At 66.4% G+C, this 17,514-nt stretch carries 14 protein-coding genes and 1 riboswitch; of the genes, 2 read left to right on the top strand and 12 right to left on the bottom strand.

Going from position 1 to position 17,514, the window contains the following annotated elements; translation table 11 throughout:
• From LFT49_RS04510 to LFT49_RS04495, 4 genes are all read right to left on the bottom strand, one after another.
• Positions 1–1,443, bottom strand: coding sequence for an L-serine ammonia-lyase (locus LFT49_RS04510; protein WP_237429680.1), 1,443 nt, complete (start codon positions 1,441–1,443; stop codon positions 1–3).
• A 502-nt stretch (positions 1,444–1,945) separates the two neighbouring features.
• A complete protein-coding gene (gcvT, locus tag LFT49_RS04505; protein WP_237429868.1) occupies positions 1,946–3,094 on the bottom strand; it encodes a glycine cleavage system aminomethyltransferase GcvT in 1,149 nt (382 codons plus the stop codon).
• A 12-nt stretch (positions 3,095–3,106) separates the two neighbouring features.
• Complete coding sequence (gcvP, locus tag LFT49_RS04500) at positions 3,107–5,971, bottom strand: aminomethyl-transferring glycine dehydrogenase (RefSeq protein WP_237429867.1); 2,865 nt, start codon at positions 5,969–5,971, stop codon at positions 3,107–3,109.
• A gap of 189 nt (positions 5,972–6,160) precedes the next feature.
• A riboswitch (glycine riboswitch) is annotated at positions 6,161–6,258 on the bottom strand.
• Between the two features lie 93 nt (positions 6,259–6,351).
• Positions 6,352–6,888, bottom strand: coding sequence for a TetR/AcrR family transcriptional regulator (locus LFT49_RS04495; protein ID WP_237429866.1), 537 nt, complete (start codon positions 6,886–6,888; stop codon positions 6,352–6,354).
• An 84-nt stretch (positions 6,889–6,972) separates the two neighbouring features.
• Here LFT49_RS04495 and LFT49_RS04490 point away from each other — a divergent pair, with 84 nt between their 5' ends.
• Entirely contained in the window at positions 6,973–8,529 is a 1,557-nt protein-coding gene (locus LFT49_RS04490; protein ID WP_236801144.1) for an MFS transporter, read from the top strand.
• Between the two features lie 93 nt (positions 8,530–8,622).
• Here the strand turns inward: LFT49_RS04490 and LFT49_RS04485 are convergent, their stop codons facing one another.
• Positions 8,623–9,102 carry a Dps family protein gene (locus LFT49_RS04485; protein WP_142131093.1) on the bottom strand — a complete coding sequence of 160 codons (480 nt, stop codon included), beginning with the start codon at positions 9,100–9,102 and terminating at the stop codon, positions 8,623–8,625.
• Positions 9,103–9,325: 223 nt separating this feature from the next.
• Here LFT49_RS04485 and LFT49_RS04480 point away from each other — a divergent pair, with 223 nt between their 5' ends.
• On the top strand, positions 9,326–10,882 hold the full coding sequence (locus LFT49_RS04480) for an APC family permease (protein ID WP_236801142.1): 1,557 nt from the start codon (positions 9,326–9,328) through the stop codon (positions 10,880–10,882).
• A gap of 71 nt (positions 10,883–10,953) precedes the next feature.
• Here LFT49_RS04480 and LFT49_RS04475 read toward each other — a convergent pair whose 3' ends face one another.
• From LFT49_RS04475 to araB, 7 genes are all read right to left on the bottom strand, one after another.
• The gene (locus LFT49_RS04475; RefSeq protein ID WP_236821317.1) at positions 10,954–11,499 is read right to left on the bottom strand and encodes an AMIN-like domain-containing (lipo)protein; all 546 of its coding nucleotides are present in this window, start codon (positions 11,497–11,499) and stop codon (positions 10,954–10,956) included.
• Between the two features lie 184 nt (positions 11,500–11,683).
• Positions 11,684–11,986 (bottom strand): DUF4193 domain-containing protein, encoded by a 303-nt coding sequence (locus tag LFT49_RS04470; RefSeq protein ID WP_142131097.1) that lies wholly within the window; start codon positions 11,984–11,986, stop codon positions 11,684–11,686.
• 92 nt (positions 11,987–12,078) lie between these two features.
• Positions 12,079–12,282 (bottom strand): hypothetical protein, encoded by a 204-nt coding sequence (locus LFT49_RS04465; RefSeq protein WP_237429865.1) that lies wholly within the window; start codon positions 12,280–12,282, stop codon positions 12,079–12,081.
• Positions 12,283–12,359: 77 nt separating this feature from the next.
• Complete coding sequence (locus tag LFT49_RS04460; protein WP_237429864.1) at positions 12,360–13,358, bottom strand: LacI family DNA-binding transcriptional regulator; 999 nt, start codon at positions 13,356–13,358, stop codon at positions 12,360–12,362.
• A gap of 6 nt (positions 13,359–13,364) precedes the next feature.
• Positions 13,365–14,885 carry an L-arabinose isomerase gene (araA, locus tag LFT49_RS04455; protein ID WP_237429863.1) on the bottom strand — a complete coding sequence of 507 codons (1,521 nt, stop codon included), beginning with the start codon at positions 14,883–14,885 and terminating at the stop codon, positions 13,365–13,367.
• Positions 14,886–14,913: 28 nt separating this feature from the next.
• On the bottom strand, positions 14,914–15,642 hold the full coding sequence (locus LFT49_RS04450) for an L-ribulose-5-phosphate 4-epimerase (protein WP_237429862.1): 729 nt from the start codon (positions 15,640–15,642) through the stop codon (positions 14,914–14,916).
• A complete protein-coding gene (araB, locus tag LFT49_RS04445; protein WP_237429861.1) occupies positions 15,639–17,411 on the bottom strand; it encodes a ribulokinase in 1,773 nt (590 codons plus the stop codon). Before araB ends, LFT49_RS04450 begins: the two co-directional genes overlap by 4 nt.
• Positions 17,412–17,514 lie beyond the last annotated feature (103 nt).

Below are 17,514 nucleotides of genomic sequence, written 5' to 3'. Positions count from 1 at the left end.
TCAGCATTCGACGACGTTGACGGCGAGGCCGCCCATGGCGGTTTCCTTGTATTTGGAGGACATGTCTTTGCCGGTTTCGCGCATGGTGATGATGACTTCGTCGAGGGAGACCCGGTGGGTGCCGTCGCCCCAGAGGGCCATTTTCGCGGCGTTGATCGCTTTGGCGGCGGCGATCGCGTTCCGTTCGATGCAGGGGACCTGGACCAGCCCGCCGATCGGGTCACAGGTCAGGCCCAGGTTGTGTTCCATCGCGATCTCGGCCGCGTTTTCCACCTGCGCGGGGGTGCCGCCCATGACCTCGGCCAAACCGGCCGCGGCCATCGAGGACGCGGACCCGACCTCGCCCTGGCAGCCGACCTCGGCCCCGGAGATCGAGGCCTGTTCCTTGTAGAGGACCCCGACGGCGCCGGCGGCGAGCAGGAACCGCACCACCACGCCCTCCCGGTCTTCCTTCGTGGCCTTATCCATGCCGGGGGCGAAGTGGAGCGCGTAGTACAGCACCGCGGGGATGATCCCGGCCGCCCCGTTCGTGGGCGCGGTAACCACCCGGCCGCCCGAGGCGTTCTCCTCGTTCACCGCCAACGCCACCAAGTTAACCCACTCCTGCCAATACCGTGAGTCGTGGAAGTCCCAGTCCTGGAAATCCAGGTCCTGGTTGTCCTCGCCGGGGCGTGCGCATTCCTTCTTCAGCCGGTCGTACCAGTCCGGGGCGCGGCGGCGGACCTTCAACCCGCCCGGCAGCACCCCCTCCCGCTTCAGCGAGGTCTGGACACAGTCGGCCATGACGGACCAGATGTGCAGCAAACCAGCCCGGATCTCTTCCTCGGACCGGGCGGCCTTTTCGTTGACCAGCATCACGTCCGCGATGCCCAGCCCGGTGTTCCGGCAGTGTTCCAGCAGTTCCGCGGCGGTCCGGAACGGCAACGGCAACTCCTGTTTGGACGCGTCCAGTTCCTGCTGCGCGGCGTCCTCCTCGCCCTCGCGGACGATGAACCCGCCACCGACCGAGAAGAACGTCGCCGCGTGCAGCACCTCCCCGCCAGCATCCGTCACCGTGAAGGTCATCCCGTTCGTGTGCCGCGGCAGCACCGTCAACGGCCGCAGCACCATATCCTCCACCCCGTACGGCAGCGGCACGGCACCGGCCAGGTTCAGGGTCCGGGTCTCCGCGATCGAGGCCAGCCGCTCCTCCACTTCCACGGGCAGGATCAACTCAGGATGGAACCCCTCCAACCCCAACAACACCGCGGTCATCGTCCCGTGCCCATGCCCCGTCGCCGCCAGCGAACCATACAAATCCACCCGCAAAGACGCCACGTCAGCCAGGACCCCAAGGCTTTTGAGTTCCTCCGCGAACACAGCAGCAGCCCGCATCGGCCCCACCGTATGAGACGACGACGGACCAATCCCGATCGAAAACAAATCAAAAACGCCAACAGCCATGTGCGTGGTTCCTAACTAAAACTATGATCCGGTGATGGTTGCCGGGCTGGAGCGGGCAGGACATCCTCTGCGTGCTCGGTCGCGAAGACGCCCGCTGAGCGGACGTGACGCTCCCTTAGACGCACGCTGCCGGATGCCCCACCCACTCCGAGCGGACACGGCACCAAAGCGCCCGGCTCCAGTAGGCAACGATCGGGCCGACAACGCTCGCGAGTGCCGGGGAAAGAGAAACACACACGTAGTCCGGTCCCTCCCACACTCTCTCGCCCGGAACGAATAACCCGCACGTAGTCCGCGCCCGCCCGGAAGCTGTGCGACGTCCCTTTGTCCGCCTTTTGCAACTCCCCCGGTCGCAACGTACGCACGAGGGGGCTGCGGAGCCGGACTTTTCGAAAGCCTGCGTCAAAGCGACGAAGGAGCAGCAGGCGTGAAAATGTCCGGTCCGCCGGTCCCGAAGTCGACCACGGCCACCGACGGGCCAAGGCGACCACGGAGAGGCACCTTACTTGACGCGGCGGTAGAACGGGAGGTCGACGACTTCGAAAGGCTCTGCCTTGCCGCGGAGATCAACGTCCAGGGCAGTGCCGGGTGCCGAGTGTTCGACGTCGACATAGGCCATGGCGATGGGGTACCCGAGGGTGGGCGAGGGCTGGCCAGAGGTAACTTCGCCGACGACTGCGCCATCCTTGAGGACAGGGTAGTGCGCGCGGCCGGCGCGGCGGCCCTGGCCCTTGAGGCCTACGAGGCGGCGGCCGGAGGCGCTGCCGGCGCCGGCTTCCTTTTTGGCTGCCAGCGCAGCCTTCCCCACGAAGTCGCCTTCCTTGGAGAGGGCGACGACGGCGCCCAGTCCGGCGGCGAATGGATCGCCCTGCAGCGACAGTTCGTTGCCGTACAGCGGCATGCCGGCTTCGAGGCGGAGGGAGTCGCGGGAGGCGAGCCCGGCGGGGATGAGTTCCCCTTCGTCGGCGATGGCGATCAACGCCTGCCACAGGGCGGGGGCATCGTCGTTGTCCAGGAAGATCTCGAACCCGTCCTCACCGGTGTATCCGGTGCGCGCAAGGAGGAGTTCCTTTCCTGCGCCGCTCACCAGGAAGGAAACCTCGACGGCGGCGTAGTACTTCAACTCCGTCACCAGCGAGTGCTGCGTGGCCGGGACCAGGCGCAGCAGCAGTTCCTGGGCCTTGGGCCCCTGCACCGCGATCAGGGATGTGCGGGCCGACGCATCGTCCACCACAACGTCGAAGTCGGCTGCCCGCTCGGCAAGGGCTGCAGCCACCACGACGGCATTGCCGGCATTGGGCACCACCAGGAAGACGTCGGTACCGTCCTGTGCAGCTGGACGGCGGTAGATGATGAGGTCGTCGATAATCCCGCCGTCCTCATTGCAGATCAGCGAGTACTTCGCTTTTCCCACGGCCATGGCGGAAATCTTGCCCACTAGCGCGTAGTCCAGGAAGGCGGCCGCGTCCGGGCCGGTCACCCAGACCTCACCCATGTGGGAGAGGTCGAACAGGCCCGCAGCTTTACGGACGGCGTGATGTTCGGCCAGTTCCGAGCTGTACTTGAGCGGCATCTGCCAGCCGCCGAAGTCGGTGAAGGATGCGTCCAGCTTCTTGTGTTCGTCGTACAGCGACGTGTAGTTCCCAGTCATGGTCGGCGGGCCTCAGTTCTCGAACTCGGAGAGCGGCGGGCAGGAGCAGATCAGGTTCCGGTCCCCGGCTGCGCCGTCGATGCGGCCCACCGGCGGGAAGTACTTGTCCTGCTTGTTGTGGGCTGGGAAGGCGGCCTGCTCGCGCGGGTAGGCGCGGTCCCAGTCGGAGCTGACGACGGCGGCTGCCGTGTGGGGTGCGCGGCGCAGGGGTGAATCCGCAACGGCAAAGTCGCCGTTGGCCACCTGGTCGATTTCCTTGCGGATGCTGATCATGGCCTCGATGAAGCGGTCGATCTCCGCCAGGTCCTCGGACTCGGTGGGCTCAACCATCAGCGTGCCCGCCACGGGGAAGGACAGGGTGGGGGCGTGGAAGCCGAAGTCGATCAGCCGCTTGGCAACATCCTCCGCCGTGACGCCGGTCCTGGCCGTGAGTTCGCGCAGGTCGAGGATGCACTCGTGGGCAACGAGGCCGCCTTCGCCGGTGTAGAGGACCGGGAAGTACTCGTTGAGCCGGGAGGCGACGTAGTTGGCAGCCAGCAGCGCGGACTTGGTGGCCTCGGTCAGCCCCTCCCCGCCCATCAGTTTCACGTAGGCCCAGGAAATGGGCAGCACGCCGGCCGAACCGAATCGGGAGGCGGAAATCGGCACGTCGGTGGCGCCGGAACCTGCGTTCCAGGTGGTCGCGTCACCGGGCATGAACGGTGCAAGGTGTGCCTTGGCTGCGACGGGGCCGACGCCGGGTCCGCCGCCGCCGTGCGGGATGCAGAAGGTCTTGTGCAGGTTCAAGTGGGACACATCGCCGCCGAACTTGCCCGGCTGGGCGAGCCCAACGAGCGCGTTCAGGTTGGCGCCGTCGATGTAGACCTGGCCGCCGGCGGCGTGCACGGCGTCGCAGACCTCACGGACGTCGCCGTCATAGACGCCGTGGGTGGACGGGTAGGTGATCATGATGCAGGACAGGGCGTCCTTGTTCGCTTCGATCTTGGCCGTCAGGTCGCCGTGGTCGATGGTGCCGTCAGCGGCGGTGGCCACGACGACGACCTTCATGCCGGCCAGCACGGCGGAGGCGGCGTTGGTGCCGTGCGCCGAGGCCGGGATCAGGCAGATGTTGCGCTGCTGGTCGCCGCGGGAGTGGTGGTAGCCGCGGATCGCCAGCAGACCGGCGAGTTCACCCTGCGAGCCGGCATTGGGCTGGATGGACACCTGGTCGTAGCCCGTGATGGCGGTCAGGTCCGCTTCAAGGTCGGCGATCAGTTCACGCCAGCCGGCCGTCTGGGAGTCCGGCGCGAACGGGTGGATGGAGGCGAACTCCGGCCAGGAAATGGCTTCCATCTCGGCCGTGGCGTTCAGCTTCATGGTGCATGAGCCCAGCGGAATCATGGTGCGGTCCAGGGCCAGGTCACGGTCCGAGAGCTTACGGATGTAGCGCAGCAGCTGCGTCTCAGACCGGTGGGTGTTGAACACCGGGTGCTGCAGGTAGTCGGAGGAACGCTCGACGGCGGCCTCCAGCCCGAAGCCCTCGCCGCCGCCAACGGAACTCCCGGAAACGGTGGCGCCAAAGATGTCGCCCACCTGGGCGACGATGGCCGGCGTCGTGGTTTCATCAAGGGCGATGCCCACGGTGTCGGCGTCGATGCTGCGCAGGTTAATGCCCCGGGCCTCGGCGTCGGCGATGACGGCGGCAGCGCGGCCGGGGACGCGGACCGTCAGGGTGTCGAAGAAGCTCGCGTGCAGGACCTCAACACCGGCAGCCGTAAGCGAGGCCGCCAGGGTACGGGCGTGGCTGTGCGCCGTTACGGCAATTGCCTTGAGGCCGTCCGGGCCGTGGTAGACGGCGTACATGGACGCGACGATGGCCAGCAGCGCCTGGGCTGTGCAGATGTTGGACGTGGCCTTCTCGCGGCGGATGTGCTGCTCACGGGTCTGCAGCGCCAGGCGATAGGCGGGAACACCGGCGTCGTCCTTGGAGACACCCACCAGGCGGCCGGGCAGCGAACGCTCCAGGCCCTTGCGGACGGCCATGTAGGCGGCGTGCGGGCCGCCGAAGAACAGCGGCACACCAAAACGCTGGGCGGAACCCACGGCGATGTCGGCGCCCTGCTCGCCCGGAGGAGTGATCAGGGTCAGTGCCAGCAGGTCCGCTGCCACCGTGACCAGGGCGCCGCGCTCCTTGGCGGCACTGATGACTGCGGACTGGTCCCAGACGCGTCCGGAAACGCCGGGCTGCTGCAGCACGATGCCGTTGATGTCGCCTTCGGGCAGGCCCTGGGACAGGTCGGCGACCTCCACCTCGAAGCCCAGCGCCTCGGCGCGGCCCTTCACGATGGCAATGGTCTGGGGCAGGACGTCGGCGTCCAGCACGGTCTTGCCGTCGGCGGCGGGCTTGGCCTTGTTCGCGCGGCGCATCAGGAGCACGGCCTCGGCCACGGCGGTGGCTTCATCCAGCAGCGAGGCGTTGGCGATGGGCAGGCCCACCAGGTCCTGCACCATGGTCTGGAAGTTCAGCAGGGCCTCGAGCCGGCCCTGGGAGATCTCCGGCTGGTAAGGGGTGTAAGCGGTGTACCAGGCCGGGGACTCAAGGATGTTGCGGCGGATCACCGGCGGAGTGACGGTATCGAAGTACCCCTGGCCGATCAGCTGCACGGCCGTCTTGTTCTTCCCGGCAAGCTTCCGAAGCTCCGTGAGGACCTCGACCTCGCTGAGGGCGTCCTGGAGGCGGAGGGCGGTTTCCTGGCGGATGACCTTGGGAACGGCCGTGTCAACCAGGGAATCGACCGTGTCGTAGCCCACGGCTTTGAGCATGGTGTCGACGTCGGCCTGGCGGCGGGCGCCGATATGGCGGTCTACGAAGGTGGTGGAGGCTGGGGTAACCGACACGAAGGAACTCCATTTACTCAGGCGGCGCAGGGTACGCCACAGCTATTCGGGTTCCTCCCCGCTCTGTATTGGACCTGAGAGTTTCCGCGGAGCCTGCCCGGCAGGACCCGCTTGCACCGTCGGTGAGCACGGCAGTTCTTTCGCTCCCCAAGGGAAGAAGGACAACTGCCTGCTGCTTTCCAGAGGCGCCTCGCCGCGGCGGTACAGGGGCCTGCGAGATTCCTGGGGAGGATTTGCTCCTACGGCGCCTGCCTGTACTTCCGGCAGAACTCTCCCGCCGCAGATCAAAGGCTATTCACTTGTTGGCCGTGACGGCCGGTGGCGGCCCTCACAACTCTCCATTGTCCTACGCACCCACCCCTCCCGGCAAATGGCAAATCCTACCTGCGGAGCCGCTCCAGGGCGGCGAGGAGTTCCTCCACGTCAGCGGCGGCTCCCCCCGCCGGCGCGGGGGCCACCGACAGCATTGCGTTGAAGTAGAGGCCATCACCCATATAGAGAACTGCCTTCGCCAAGCCCGGACCGACATCCGCCGCAATCTCGTCCAACCAGCGCTGCTGGATGGCCGCGAACCGGCGCCGTGTCTCCTGATGCGCCACCTCGGCAAGCCTGGTGGCGGCGACGATGGCCCTGTCCAGCGGCGTGTCCGCCCATACCGAGGAACGGATGAAGTACGCCGCCGCGCCTTCATCGGCCGAGGCCATGGCATCGGCGTCTTCCCGGGCAAGGCCCTCCAGTCGGTCCAGCAGCACGGCAATGAGCGCTTCCTTGTTGGGAAAGTGGTAGAGCAGGCCGCCCTTCGACACGCCGGCCTTCCGGGCTACGGCGTCAAGGGTGGCAGCGCGCTCCCCCACCTCGATCAACAGGGACTCGAAGGCATCAAGGACCGCGTCGCGGGCTACAGGCTTTCGGGGCATGCTTCCCATCATGCCCTTCCCCGGGCGGGAAGACGGAACCGGCAGCCATTTCAAACTATACCGTCCGGACGGTATAGTTATTTCATGACGACTTTCACCAGCCCTGCGCCCACAGGCGCGGACAAGAACGCCCCGCGGCAGCCGTGGCGTGACTGGCTGGCGCTGGCCCTGCTGATGTTTCCCGTGCTCCTGGTCGCCGTGGACAACACCGCGCTGACCTTCGCACTGCCGGCCATTGCGCGCGCCCTGGAACCCACCGGGGTGCAGCTGCTCTGGATCGTGGACGCCTATCCCCTGGTACTGGCCGGCCTGCTGGTATCCATGGGGAGCCTCGGCGACCGGATCGGGCGCCGGAGGCTCCTGGTCATGGGCAGCCTCGGCTTCGCCGCGATCTCTGCCGCCACGGCCTTTGCCCCCACACCGGAGTGGCTGATCGCCGGCCGTGCAACCCTGGGCTTCTTCGGGGCCATGCTGATGCCGTCCACGCTGTCGCTGATCCGCAACATCTTTCCCGAGCCCAACCGCCGGCGGCTTGCCGTCGCCATCTGGGCTGCGGGATTCTCCGGCGGCGCGGCCCTGGGACCCATTTTCGGCGGCTGGCTGGTGGAGCACTTTTGGTGGGGTGCGGTCTTCCTTGTAGCGGTCCCCCTCATGATTCCCCTGCTGGTGCTGGCGCCGGCACTGGTCCCGGAGTCGAAGGATCCCGCGCCGGGGAAGGTGGACATCCCGAGCATCCTGCTGTCCATGCTGGTCATGGTGCCCGTGGTGTACGGCATCAAGGCAGTTGCCACGGAAGGGCCGGGCGCAGCAGGTCTGGGGGCGATTGCCTTTGGCCTGGCGATGGGGGCGGTGTTCGTGCAGCGGCAGCGGCGCCTGGAGCACCCGCTGCTGGACATGTCCCTGTTCCGCAACAGGGTATTCAGCATGGCCATTGCCGCCAACATCCTGGCCCTGTTTTCCTTCAACGGGTTCATCCTGTTCCTTGCCCAGCACCTGCAGCTCCTCGAAGGAATGAGCCCCTCCGCGGCAGGAGTTGCCATGGTCCCCGCGCTGGCGGCCACGGTGGTGGCAGGCCTGGTGGTGGTGCCGCTGGTCCGCAAGGTCCGGCCCGGGTACGTGGTGGCTGCGGGGCTGGCGTTCAGCGCTGCAGGCTACAGCATGGTGACGTTCGGAAACCACGACGGCGGCCCGTCGCTGCTGCTGGCAGCCCTCCTGGTCCTGGCGCTGGGCGTGGGCACGGCGGAGACCATCTCCAACGACCTCATCCTGGGTGCCGCCCCGCCGGCAAAGTCAGGGGCCGCCGCGGCGATTTCCGAAACGGGCTACGAGGTGGGCTCACTGCTGGGGACAGCTGTCCTGGGATCCATCCTGACAGCCTCCTACCAGCAAAACCTTCGGCTGCCGGCAGGCCTGGAGGGCACACTGCCCGGGCCTGTCCTGCACAACGCCGGAGAAACACTGGCGGGCGCGGTGGAGGCGGCCAACCTCCTGCCCGCATCGCTCGCTGGAGCGGTCCTGGACGCTGCCGCCGCGGCGTTCGATTCCGGGGTGCACGTGACTGCGGCGATTGGGCTGGTACTGATGGCGGCGGCGGCAGTCCTCGCCGCCGTCGTGCTTCGCAAAGCGCCAAAGGCGGTCTAGTGCCGCCGGGCCGCCTGGAACGGTCCGGGCAACAGAAAGTGCCCGGGGCCGAGGAGGAATCCCCTCGGCACCGGGCGCCCCGTGAAGTGCCCGCTACTTCGAGTCGGCAGCCGTGACCTTGGCGGTTGGCTTCATGTTTTCGGCCTGCACCATCCAGGCGAACTGCTCCAGCCGGGCGATGAACTCATGCAGGAGGTCCGCCGAGGTGGGGTCCTCCTCGTCCACTTCGTCATGGACCTTGCGCATGGTGCCGACGGCCGCCTCCATGGCGGCGACGATCCGCTCGATGGCATCCTCGGTGCTGATCAGCCCTTCAGGGAACTGGGCCAGGCTGGTGGTTTCGGCAACGGTGGAGCTGCGTCCGTCCGGAAGCGCATGCAGGGCCCGCATCCGCTCGGCGGTGTCGTCGGCAAACTGGCGGGCGGCGTCCACGATCTCGTCCAGCTGGAGGTGAAGGTCGCGGAAGTTGGTGCCCACGATGTTCCAGTGCGCCTGCTTTCCCTGGACATGGAGCTCAATCAGGTCTGCAAGGACAGCCTGCAGGTTGTTGGTCAGTGTGGGTGAAGCTTTCATGCATCCTCCTCAAAGTGGTCCAATATGCCAGACGCTACCAGCCGCGGACCCCGCGGCGGCAGCACTTCCGACAATTCATCAGCGAGCTTACTAATTCCGCAAACGAGTCACAAACGAATGTGATTCATATTGCGTCTTGCATCACACGCCGGGCACCCCCATACTAAATGAACGCCATTCATATAGTGACGACCGTCTCACAGCCTTTTCAGAAAGTGGTGCCATGACAGAGACAATCCGCACCAGCACTTCCAAGTCCGGTCCGCATGTCCATGCGCCGGCCGCGGACGGCTTCAGCGACAAGGGCCTCAAGGGCGGGCAGCTCGGGCTCCTCGCCGTCGTCGTCCTGGGCATTTCGACCATTGCCCCCGCCTACACCCTCACCAGCGCGCTGGGCCCCACCGTCAACGAAGCCGGCCTCCAGCTGCCAGTCATCTTCCTGATCGGGTTCATCCCCATGATCCTGGTTTCGCTCTCCTACCGGGAACTCAACGCCGATTCCCCGGACAGCGGCACCACCTTCACCTGGGTGACCAAGGCCTTCGGGCCATGGATCGGGTGGATGGGCGGCTGGGGCCTGCTGGCGGCCAACATCATCGTGCTGTCCAACCTCGCCGGCGTCGCCGTCGACTTCTTCTACCTTTTCCTGTCCCAGCTCACCGGCTCCCCCGAGCTCGCAGACCTGGCGGACAACAAAGCCCTGAACGTGCTCACCTGCTTCGTCTTCGTGGCGCTGGCCGTCTGGGTCAGCTACCGCGGGATGCACACCACCAAGCTGGTGCAGTACAGCCTGGTGGGCTTCCAACTGCTGGTCCTGGGCCTGTTCGTGGGCTTGGCCTTTGCCAACTGGTCCACCTCTGAAACGGCCATCCCGTTCAGCTGGGACTGGTTCGACGTGACCAAGATCGAGACCTTCGGCCAGGTTGCCGCGGGCATCTCCCTGTCGATCTTCGTCTACTGGGGCTGGGACGTCTGCCTCACCGTCAACGAGGAGACGGCCAACGGTAAGAAGACCGCCGGCGTGGCAGGAACGCTGACGGCTGTCATCGTCCTTGCCATCTACCTCCTGGTCAGCATCGCCACCATGATGTTCGCAGGCGTTGGCGATACCGGCAACGGCCTGAACAACGCCGAGAACCACGAGAACATCTTCACCGCACTGGCCTCCCCCATCATGGGTCCCTTCGCCATCCTGATGTCCCTCGCCGTACTCTCCAGCTCCGCTGCATCCCTGCAGTCCACGTTCATGTCACCGTCCCGGAGCCTGCTGGCCATGGCGCACTACGGTGCGCTGCCGGAGCCCTTCAGCCGGATCAGCAGGAAGTTCGCGACGCCGGGCTTCGCCACCATCGCGGCCGGCATCATCTCCGCGGGCTTCTACGCCGTGATGCACGTGGTCAGCGAGAACGTCCTGAACGACACCATCCTGGCCCTGGGCCTGATGATCTGCTTCTACTACGGCCTCACAGCGCTTGCCTGCACCTGGTACTTCCGCCACAGCCTGTTCAACAGCGCACGCCACTTCCTGTTCCGGCTGGTGTGCCCGGTGGTGGGCGGCGTGGGCCTGTTCGTGGTGTTCTTCCAGACCGCCGTGGACAGCCTGGCCCCGGAATTCGGCAGCGGTTCGGAGGTCTTCGGCGTGGGCTTGGTGTTCATCCTGGGCATCGGCATCCTGGCCCTGGGCGGCGTCGTCATGCTGGTCATGTCCCGCACCCACCCCGGCTTCTTCCGCGGTGAAACCCTGAAGCGCGATACTCCCGCCCTCGTGGTTCCGGAGTAAGGACAGCGCAGAAAAGGTGCCGTGCCCCGTCAGGGGCGCGGCACCTTTTTGGTTTTACGACGACGGATCGGTCACCAATAGTGCGCCACGTCGATCACCACGCGGGAGCCGGAACCCGGACCGTCAAGGGTGAAGACCCGGAACGGAAGGCGGGCGCGGACGCCCAGGCCCAGGCTGGTGTACCCTTCGAAGCTTCCTGCAGAGACGACCTGGCGGAAGGTCTGGTAGCCGGAAACGTTGCTGAGTTCGTTCCTGTCCGCGGGGTTGTAGGTGGCGTTGCCGTTCTCGTCGTAGGAGGGCGCCTTGATGCTGATGTGCAGGCGCGCACCACCCCGCACCGGAATGGGAAGCCCCGAGCCCTCCTGCTCAATCCGCGGCACGTACTGAACGGTGTAGGCGACGGCAGGGCCGTTGAGGTCAACCACCAGCCGGTCGAAGCAGTAGTGCCGCCCCGTGCGGACATTGGTGACGGATGCGGTACCGGTGTCCTGCCCGGATTTCGCCAGCGAGCCCCAGGTGAGCCCGCAGTAGGGAGCCGCCGAGGCAGGTCCCTGGACTACGATTCCCAGCCCTACAGCCAGCATGAGGGCTGCGAGCCAGATGGAGAACTTTTTCATTGCTGTGCCATCCAGGATTCAAAGCCATTGGATGCTTCCAGCGTAGGAGTGTTCCTCCCCGGAGACGAGGGGTCATTTTGATAACGACGGCGGCCGCAGATCAACGGCTCCAAAAAGAAACTCAGGACAAGAAAGCACCGGCCACCCCAGGGGCGGCCGGTGCAGGAAAAACCAGGAAAAAGTCTTAGCCTTCGCAGTCGCGGCAGTACTTCAGGCCGTTCTTTTCACGTGCAACCTGTGACCGGTGGCGGACCAGGAAGCACGACGAGCAGGTGAACTCGTCGGACTGCTCGGGAACCACAATAACGGTCAGTTCCTCGTTGGACAGGTCGGCGCCGGGCAGGTCGATACCTTCAGCGGTGTCGTTTTCGTCAACATCGATAACCGCCGTCTGCGCGTTGCCGCTCCGTGACGCCTGGAGGGCCTCGAGAGAGTCAGCGGGCGACTCTTCTTCCTGCTTGCGTGGAGCATCGTAATCGGTAGCCATAGCGTGTTCACTTTCGTTGCTGCGCAGCGCCATTTCAGGCACCTCAGTGAAGCAGTTTAGGGCATTACAACGCTAGTGGCGCAATAGTGTGCTCAACCAGACATAGCGCTGGTTTCGGCCCCTGCTGCCGCATGCTCGGAGCGGGCGTGATCCGCTCCCGCGGACACCCCGCTCAGTGCCGGCAGCCAGCCCCAGCGGGTGGCGTCAGCCATAGCGCCTGTGGCCTGGGACTCGGATTCATACGTGAACGTGTCCAGCAGCCAGTCGCGGAGCCGGATAAGCAGGGTTGCCGTCATGCCTGCCAACGTACGCAGCGATTGTTGTGGCCACGTTTCGTGTAAGTCTCCCCCGGATTAAATCGGCTGCCGGAAGCTCAGGAGGGCGGAGCGGTGCTGCTGCGCAGGACGAGTTCGGGCTCCACCACCAGGGTCTGCAGCCCGTCCATACCGTCCAGTGCCTTGAGCATCATGTCCATGCACCGCCGGCCCAGTTCTTCGAAGTCCTGCCGGACCACCGTCAGCGGCGGGCTGAAATAGCCGGCTTCGGGCTGGTCGTCGAAGCCCACCACGGATATGTCCTCCGGTACCTTGATGCCCGCCTCATTCAAGGCACGCAGGACCCCCAGCGCCATCTGGTCGTTGCCCACAAACAGCGCAGTGGCACGTCGGGTGGCTGCCACTTGCCGGCCAATGGCATAACCGCTCCCGGCGCTCCAGTCCCCCTCGATCATGAGATCGGCCTCGAGACCGGCCGCGTCCAGGGTGCACCGCCAGCCGTCCGCGCGCGCCACCGCATCAATCCAGTCCTGGGGCCCGGCCACGTGTCCGATGCGGACATGGCCCTGCCCGATGAGGTGCCGCACGGCCAGTTCGGCCCCCCGGCGCTGGTCCACCTTGACCCCGCCAACAGCGTCGTTTCCTGTGGTCCCCACGGCCACCACAGGCACTCCAAGGGGCAGTTCCGCGAGGGCGGCGGGCATCTCAAGGTGCGGAACAATCACCACGATGCCTTCCACCGACTGGTCCAGGAAATGCCGGACGGCAGCCAGGATCGCATCGCGGTTGACCTCCCGCAGGGCAGCGACGCTGACGAAGTACCCGGCGTCCCGTGCGGCGCGTTCCACCCCCAGCAAAGTGTTGGCAGGCCCGTACTGCGAGAGTTCGCTGGCCAGCACCCCGATGGTCTGCGAGCGCCGGGTGACCAGGCTCCGGGCAGCGGAGTTGCGGCGGTAGCCCAGCTGGGCAATCGCCGCCTCCACCCTCTCACGGGTCCCCGCGCTCACATTCGGGTGGCAGTTGACTACCCGGGACACTGTCTGGTGCGAGACGCCGGCCAGCTCCGCCACGTCCTCAAGCCTCGGCCGCCGCACCATGCGTGGTCAGATCCCCCCGGCCAGCTTGTAGTAGGCGGCGTTCCAGTTCAGGTCTTTCTTGAACTGGCGGATGGTGGTGCCTTCGTCGATGGTGAGCAGTTCGGTCCTGGCGATTTCCGCGAAGTCCTCGAACACATCCATCCCCACCTGGGTGGAGAGGACGGTGTGGTGCGCGGCGCCGGCGGTGAGCCAGGCGGCGGCGGAGGTGGCGAAGTCCGGCTTGGGCTGCCACAGGGCACGGGCCACGGGCAGGTTGGGCAGCGGCTGGTCAAGGGGAACGACGTCGACGGCGTTGGCCACCAGGCGGAATCGGTCCCGCATGTCCGACAGGGCGACGACGACGCCCGGGGAGGCGTCAGCGTCGAACACCAGGCGAACGGGGTCTTCCTTTCCGCCGATGCCCAGCGGGTGGATTTCCAGGTGCGGTTTCTGCGCGGTCAGGGAGGGGCAGACCTCCAGCATGTGGGCGCCCAGGATCTTCTCGGAGCCCGGTTCCAGGTGGTAGGTGTAGTCCTCCATCAGGGAGGCACCGCCGGGCAGGCCGGCACCCATCACCTTGGCGGCGCGGACCAGGATGGCGGTCTTCCAGTCGCCTTCGGCGCCGAAGCCGTAACCGGCGGCCATGAGCCGCTGCACCGCCAGTCCGGGCAGCTGGCGGAGCGCACCCAGGTCCTCGAAGGACGTGGTGAATGCCGCGGACCCGTTGCCCTCCAGGAAGCTGCGCAATCCCAGTTCAATCCGGGCGCCGTACCGCAGCGATTCGTGCCGGGCCGCGCCTGCGCGGAGCTCCGGCACCACGTCATAAAGGTCCTCGTATTCCGCCACCAGGGCGTCGACGTCGGACTCTGCAGCGCCGTGCACGGCGTCGGCGAGTTCGTTCACGGACCAGGTGTTTACCGCGACGCCGAACCGCAGCTCGGCCTCCGTCTTGTCGCCCTCGGTGACGGCCACGTTGCGCATGTTGTCCCCGAAGCGCGTCAGCCGCAGGGTCCGGACGGCAGCCCAGCCGGCGGCGGCGCGCTGCCAGGAACCGACCTGGCGGGCGACCTCGGGGTTGGAGACGTGCCCGACGACCGTCTTCCGGGCAATGCCCAGGCGTGACTGGATGTAGCCGAACTCGCGGTCGCCATGCGCGGCCTGGTTCAGGTTCATGAAGTCGAAGTCGATGTCCGCCCAGGGCAGGTCGCGGTTGGCCTGCGTATGCAGGTGCAGCAGGGGCTTGCGCAGCAGGTCCAGGCCCTGGATCCACATTTTGGCGGGGCTGAAGGTGTGCATCCAGGCAGTCACGCCGATCACGGAATCGTCCGAGTTCGCTTCCAGCGCGGTGCGGCGGATGGCGTCCGAATCGGTGAGGACCGGCTTCCACACGATCCGCACCGGCACCGCGGAGGATGCGTTGAGCTGGTTGGCAATCTCCTGTGACTGGGCAGCTACCTGCTTGAGGACCTCCTCGCCGTAGAGGTGCTGGCTGCCGGTGAGGAACCAGACCTCGTAGCCGTCGAGGGAGGTGTTTGCTGCGGTGCTCATGGATTCTCCTGGAAAGTCGGTTCTTGGCCTACTGGCCGTACACGTTCTGGTAGCGGGCGTAGAGGGAGTCGATGTGGTCCTGCTTGATGGGCAGCGGTTCACCGAGTTGCCGGGAAATATGCACGGTCCGCGCAACTTCCTCGCACATGACGGCTGCCTTCACGGCGGACCGGGCATCCTTGCCGATGGTGAACGGGCCGTGGTTCTGCATCAGGACCGCGGGCGAGTTGGAGTTCTTCAGCGTCTCCACGATCCCCTGGCCGATCGAGTCATCGCCGATCAGCGCGAACGGTCCCACCGGAATCTCACCGCCGAACTCGTCACCCATCATGGTCAGCACGCACGGGATGGCTTCTCCCCTGGCGGACCAGGCGGTGGCGTAGGTGGAGTGGGTGTGCACCACCCCGCCCACGTCGGGCATGTGCCGGTACACGTAGGCATGGGCGGCCGTGTCCGAGGACGGCGACAGCGGCGGGTTGCCCCAATCCACGGTCCCGCCACCATCGACGTTGGTGCCCCGAACCGGGGTGCCGTGCAGGTCGGTCACAATCATCTGCTCCGGGGTCAGCTCCTGGTAGGAGACGCCGGAGGGCTTGATGACCATGAGGTCTGTTCCCGGTACACGGGCCGAAACGTTGCCTGCGGTCCACACCACCAGTTCATACCTGGTGAGCTCGGCGTGCAGGGCGCAGACTTCCTCCCGGATCCGGGCGATGGTTTGCAGGATCGCCGAAGTTACACCGGTACCGGCGGTCATGCGGACACCTCCACAGCGGTAGCTGACAGGTTGCCAGTCCCCGGCAGCCCAGTCCGCGCCGCCTTGCGCTGGATGGCTTTGAGCCGGTGCATGACGTCATTGCTGCCGCGGCCGAAGTAGTCGTGCAGCGTCCTGTACTCCTGGAACAGTTCGTCGTACGCGGCGACGTTCTCCGGGATGGGGGTGTACACCTCCCCGGGTTCGGCGCCCATGGCGTCGGCGGCTTCGCGGATGTCCGCATACACGCCCGCGGCCACGGCAGCGTGGATGGCCGAGCCCAGCGCAGGTCCCTGCTCCGAGCCGATGGTGGACAGCTGCAGGCCGGTGGCGTCCGCGTAGATCTGCATCAGGAGTCTGTTCTTGAGCAGGCCGCCGGCCACGATGAATTCCTTGACCGGGACACCGGCGTCGCGGAAGGCGTCCACGATGGTGCGGGTCCCGAAAGCAGTGGCTTCAAGCAGCGCCCGGTACGTGTCCTCCGGCCTGGTAGCCAGCGTCTGGCCCACCACGATCCCGGAGAGCTCATGATCCACCAGGACCGAACGGTTGCCCGAGTGCCAGTCGAGGGCGATCAGGCCGTGCTCCCCGATGGCCTGCCGCGAGGCGAGTTCGGTGAGGTACTCGTGGATGCCCAGGCCCGCATCCTTGGCAGCCTGGTGGTATTCGGGCGGGACGCCGTACTTGGTGAACCAGCCAAAGATGTCCCCCACGCCGGACTGGCCGGCCTCATAGCCCCAGAGGCCGGGCACGATCCCGCCGTCCACTGCCCCGCACATCCCGGGCACTTCGCGGAGTTCGGTGCCGTTCATGACGTGGCAGGTGGAGGTGCCCATGATGGCCACCAGCTGGCCGGAGTCCACGGCCTTGGCAGCCGGGGCCGTGACGTGCGCGTCAACGTTTCCCACGGCCACGGCGATGCCCTCCGGCAGTCCGGTCCAGGCAGCAGCCTCGGCGGTAAGGGTGCCCGCGGCATCCCCCAGCCGACCGATGGTGTGCTCCAGCTTGGAGCTGACAAAGTCCTTGAAGTCCGGGTTCAGGGCCGCCAGGAAGTCCTCGGACGGATACCGGCCATCCTGGTAGATGCCCTTGTAGCCGGCAGTGCAGGCATTGCGGACGTACCGGCTGCACAGCTGCCATACGATCCAGTCGGCCGCCTCCACCCAGTGGTCCATGGCGGCGTAGGCTTCCGGGTCCTCTTCCAGCAGCTGCAGGCCCTTGGCGAACTCCCATTCGGAGGAGATCAGTCCCCCGTAGCGTGGAAGCCAGTCCTCGCCCCGGTCGGCAGCGAGCCGGTTGATCCGGTCAGCCTGCCCCTGCGCTGCGTGGTGGCGCCAGAGCTTCACATAGGCGTGCGGCCGGTTGGCGAAGCCGGGCAGTTCGTTCAGGGGGGTGCCGTCAGCCTTGACCGGCACCATGGTGCACGCGGTGAAGTCTGTGGCGATGCCGACGACGGCGGCAGGGTCGATCCCCGCGTCCGCCACTGCGGCGGGGACCGCCTTGCGCAGGACTTCCCGGTAGTCATTGGGCACCTGAAGTGCCCATTCACCGGGAAGCCTTGCGGGACGTCCGCCGGATTCGGCGCCCGCCGTGTCTTCGGGCAGTGAATCGGTGACCACCGCGTGCGGGTACTCGTGGACGGCGCTGCCGAGTTCCCTGCCGTCGCGGACCCGCACCACCACGGCACGGCCCGAAAGGGTGCCGTAGTCCACCCCGATGACGTAGTGGTCTTGGCGGGAGTCGGAGCTGGAAGTGAACAACGTTTCTGGCATGGGTGGCCTCCGTCCGGGAGGCGGGAGGCCTCATTACCGGGTTTGTAGGGGTCGGGGTCAAGCTAGGTGCTGCAGCAAGTGTGAACGCTAACAAGAAAGAAGT

It is taken from the genome of Arthrobacter sp. FW306-06-A (genome assembly GCF_021870055.1).
Lineage (GTDB): Bacteria > Actinomycetota > Actinomycetes > Actinomycetales > Micrococcaceae > Arthrobacter.
The sequence above is the reverse complement of the archived record's forward strand: the minus strand, read 5'-3'. Positions and strand labels throughout refer to the sequence as shown.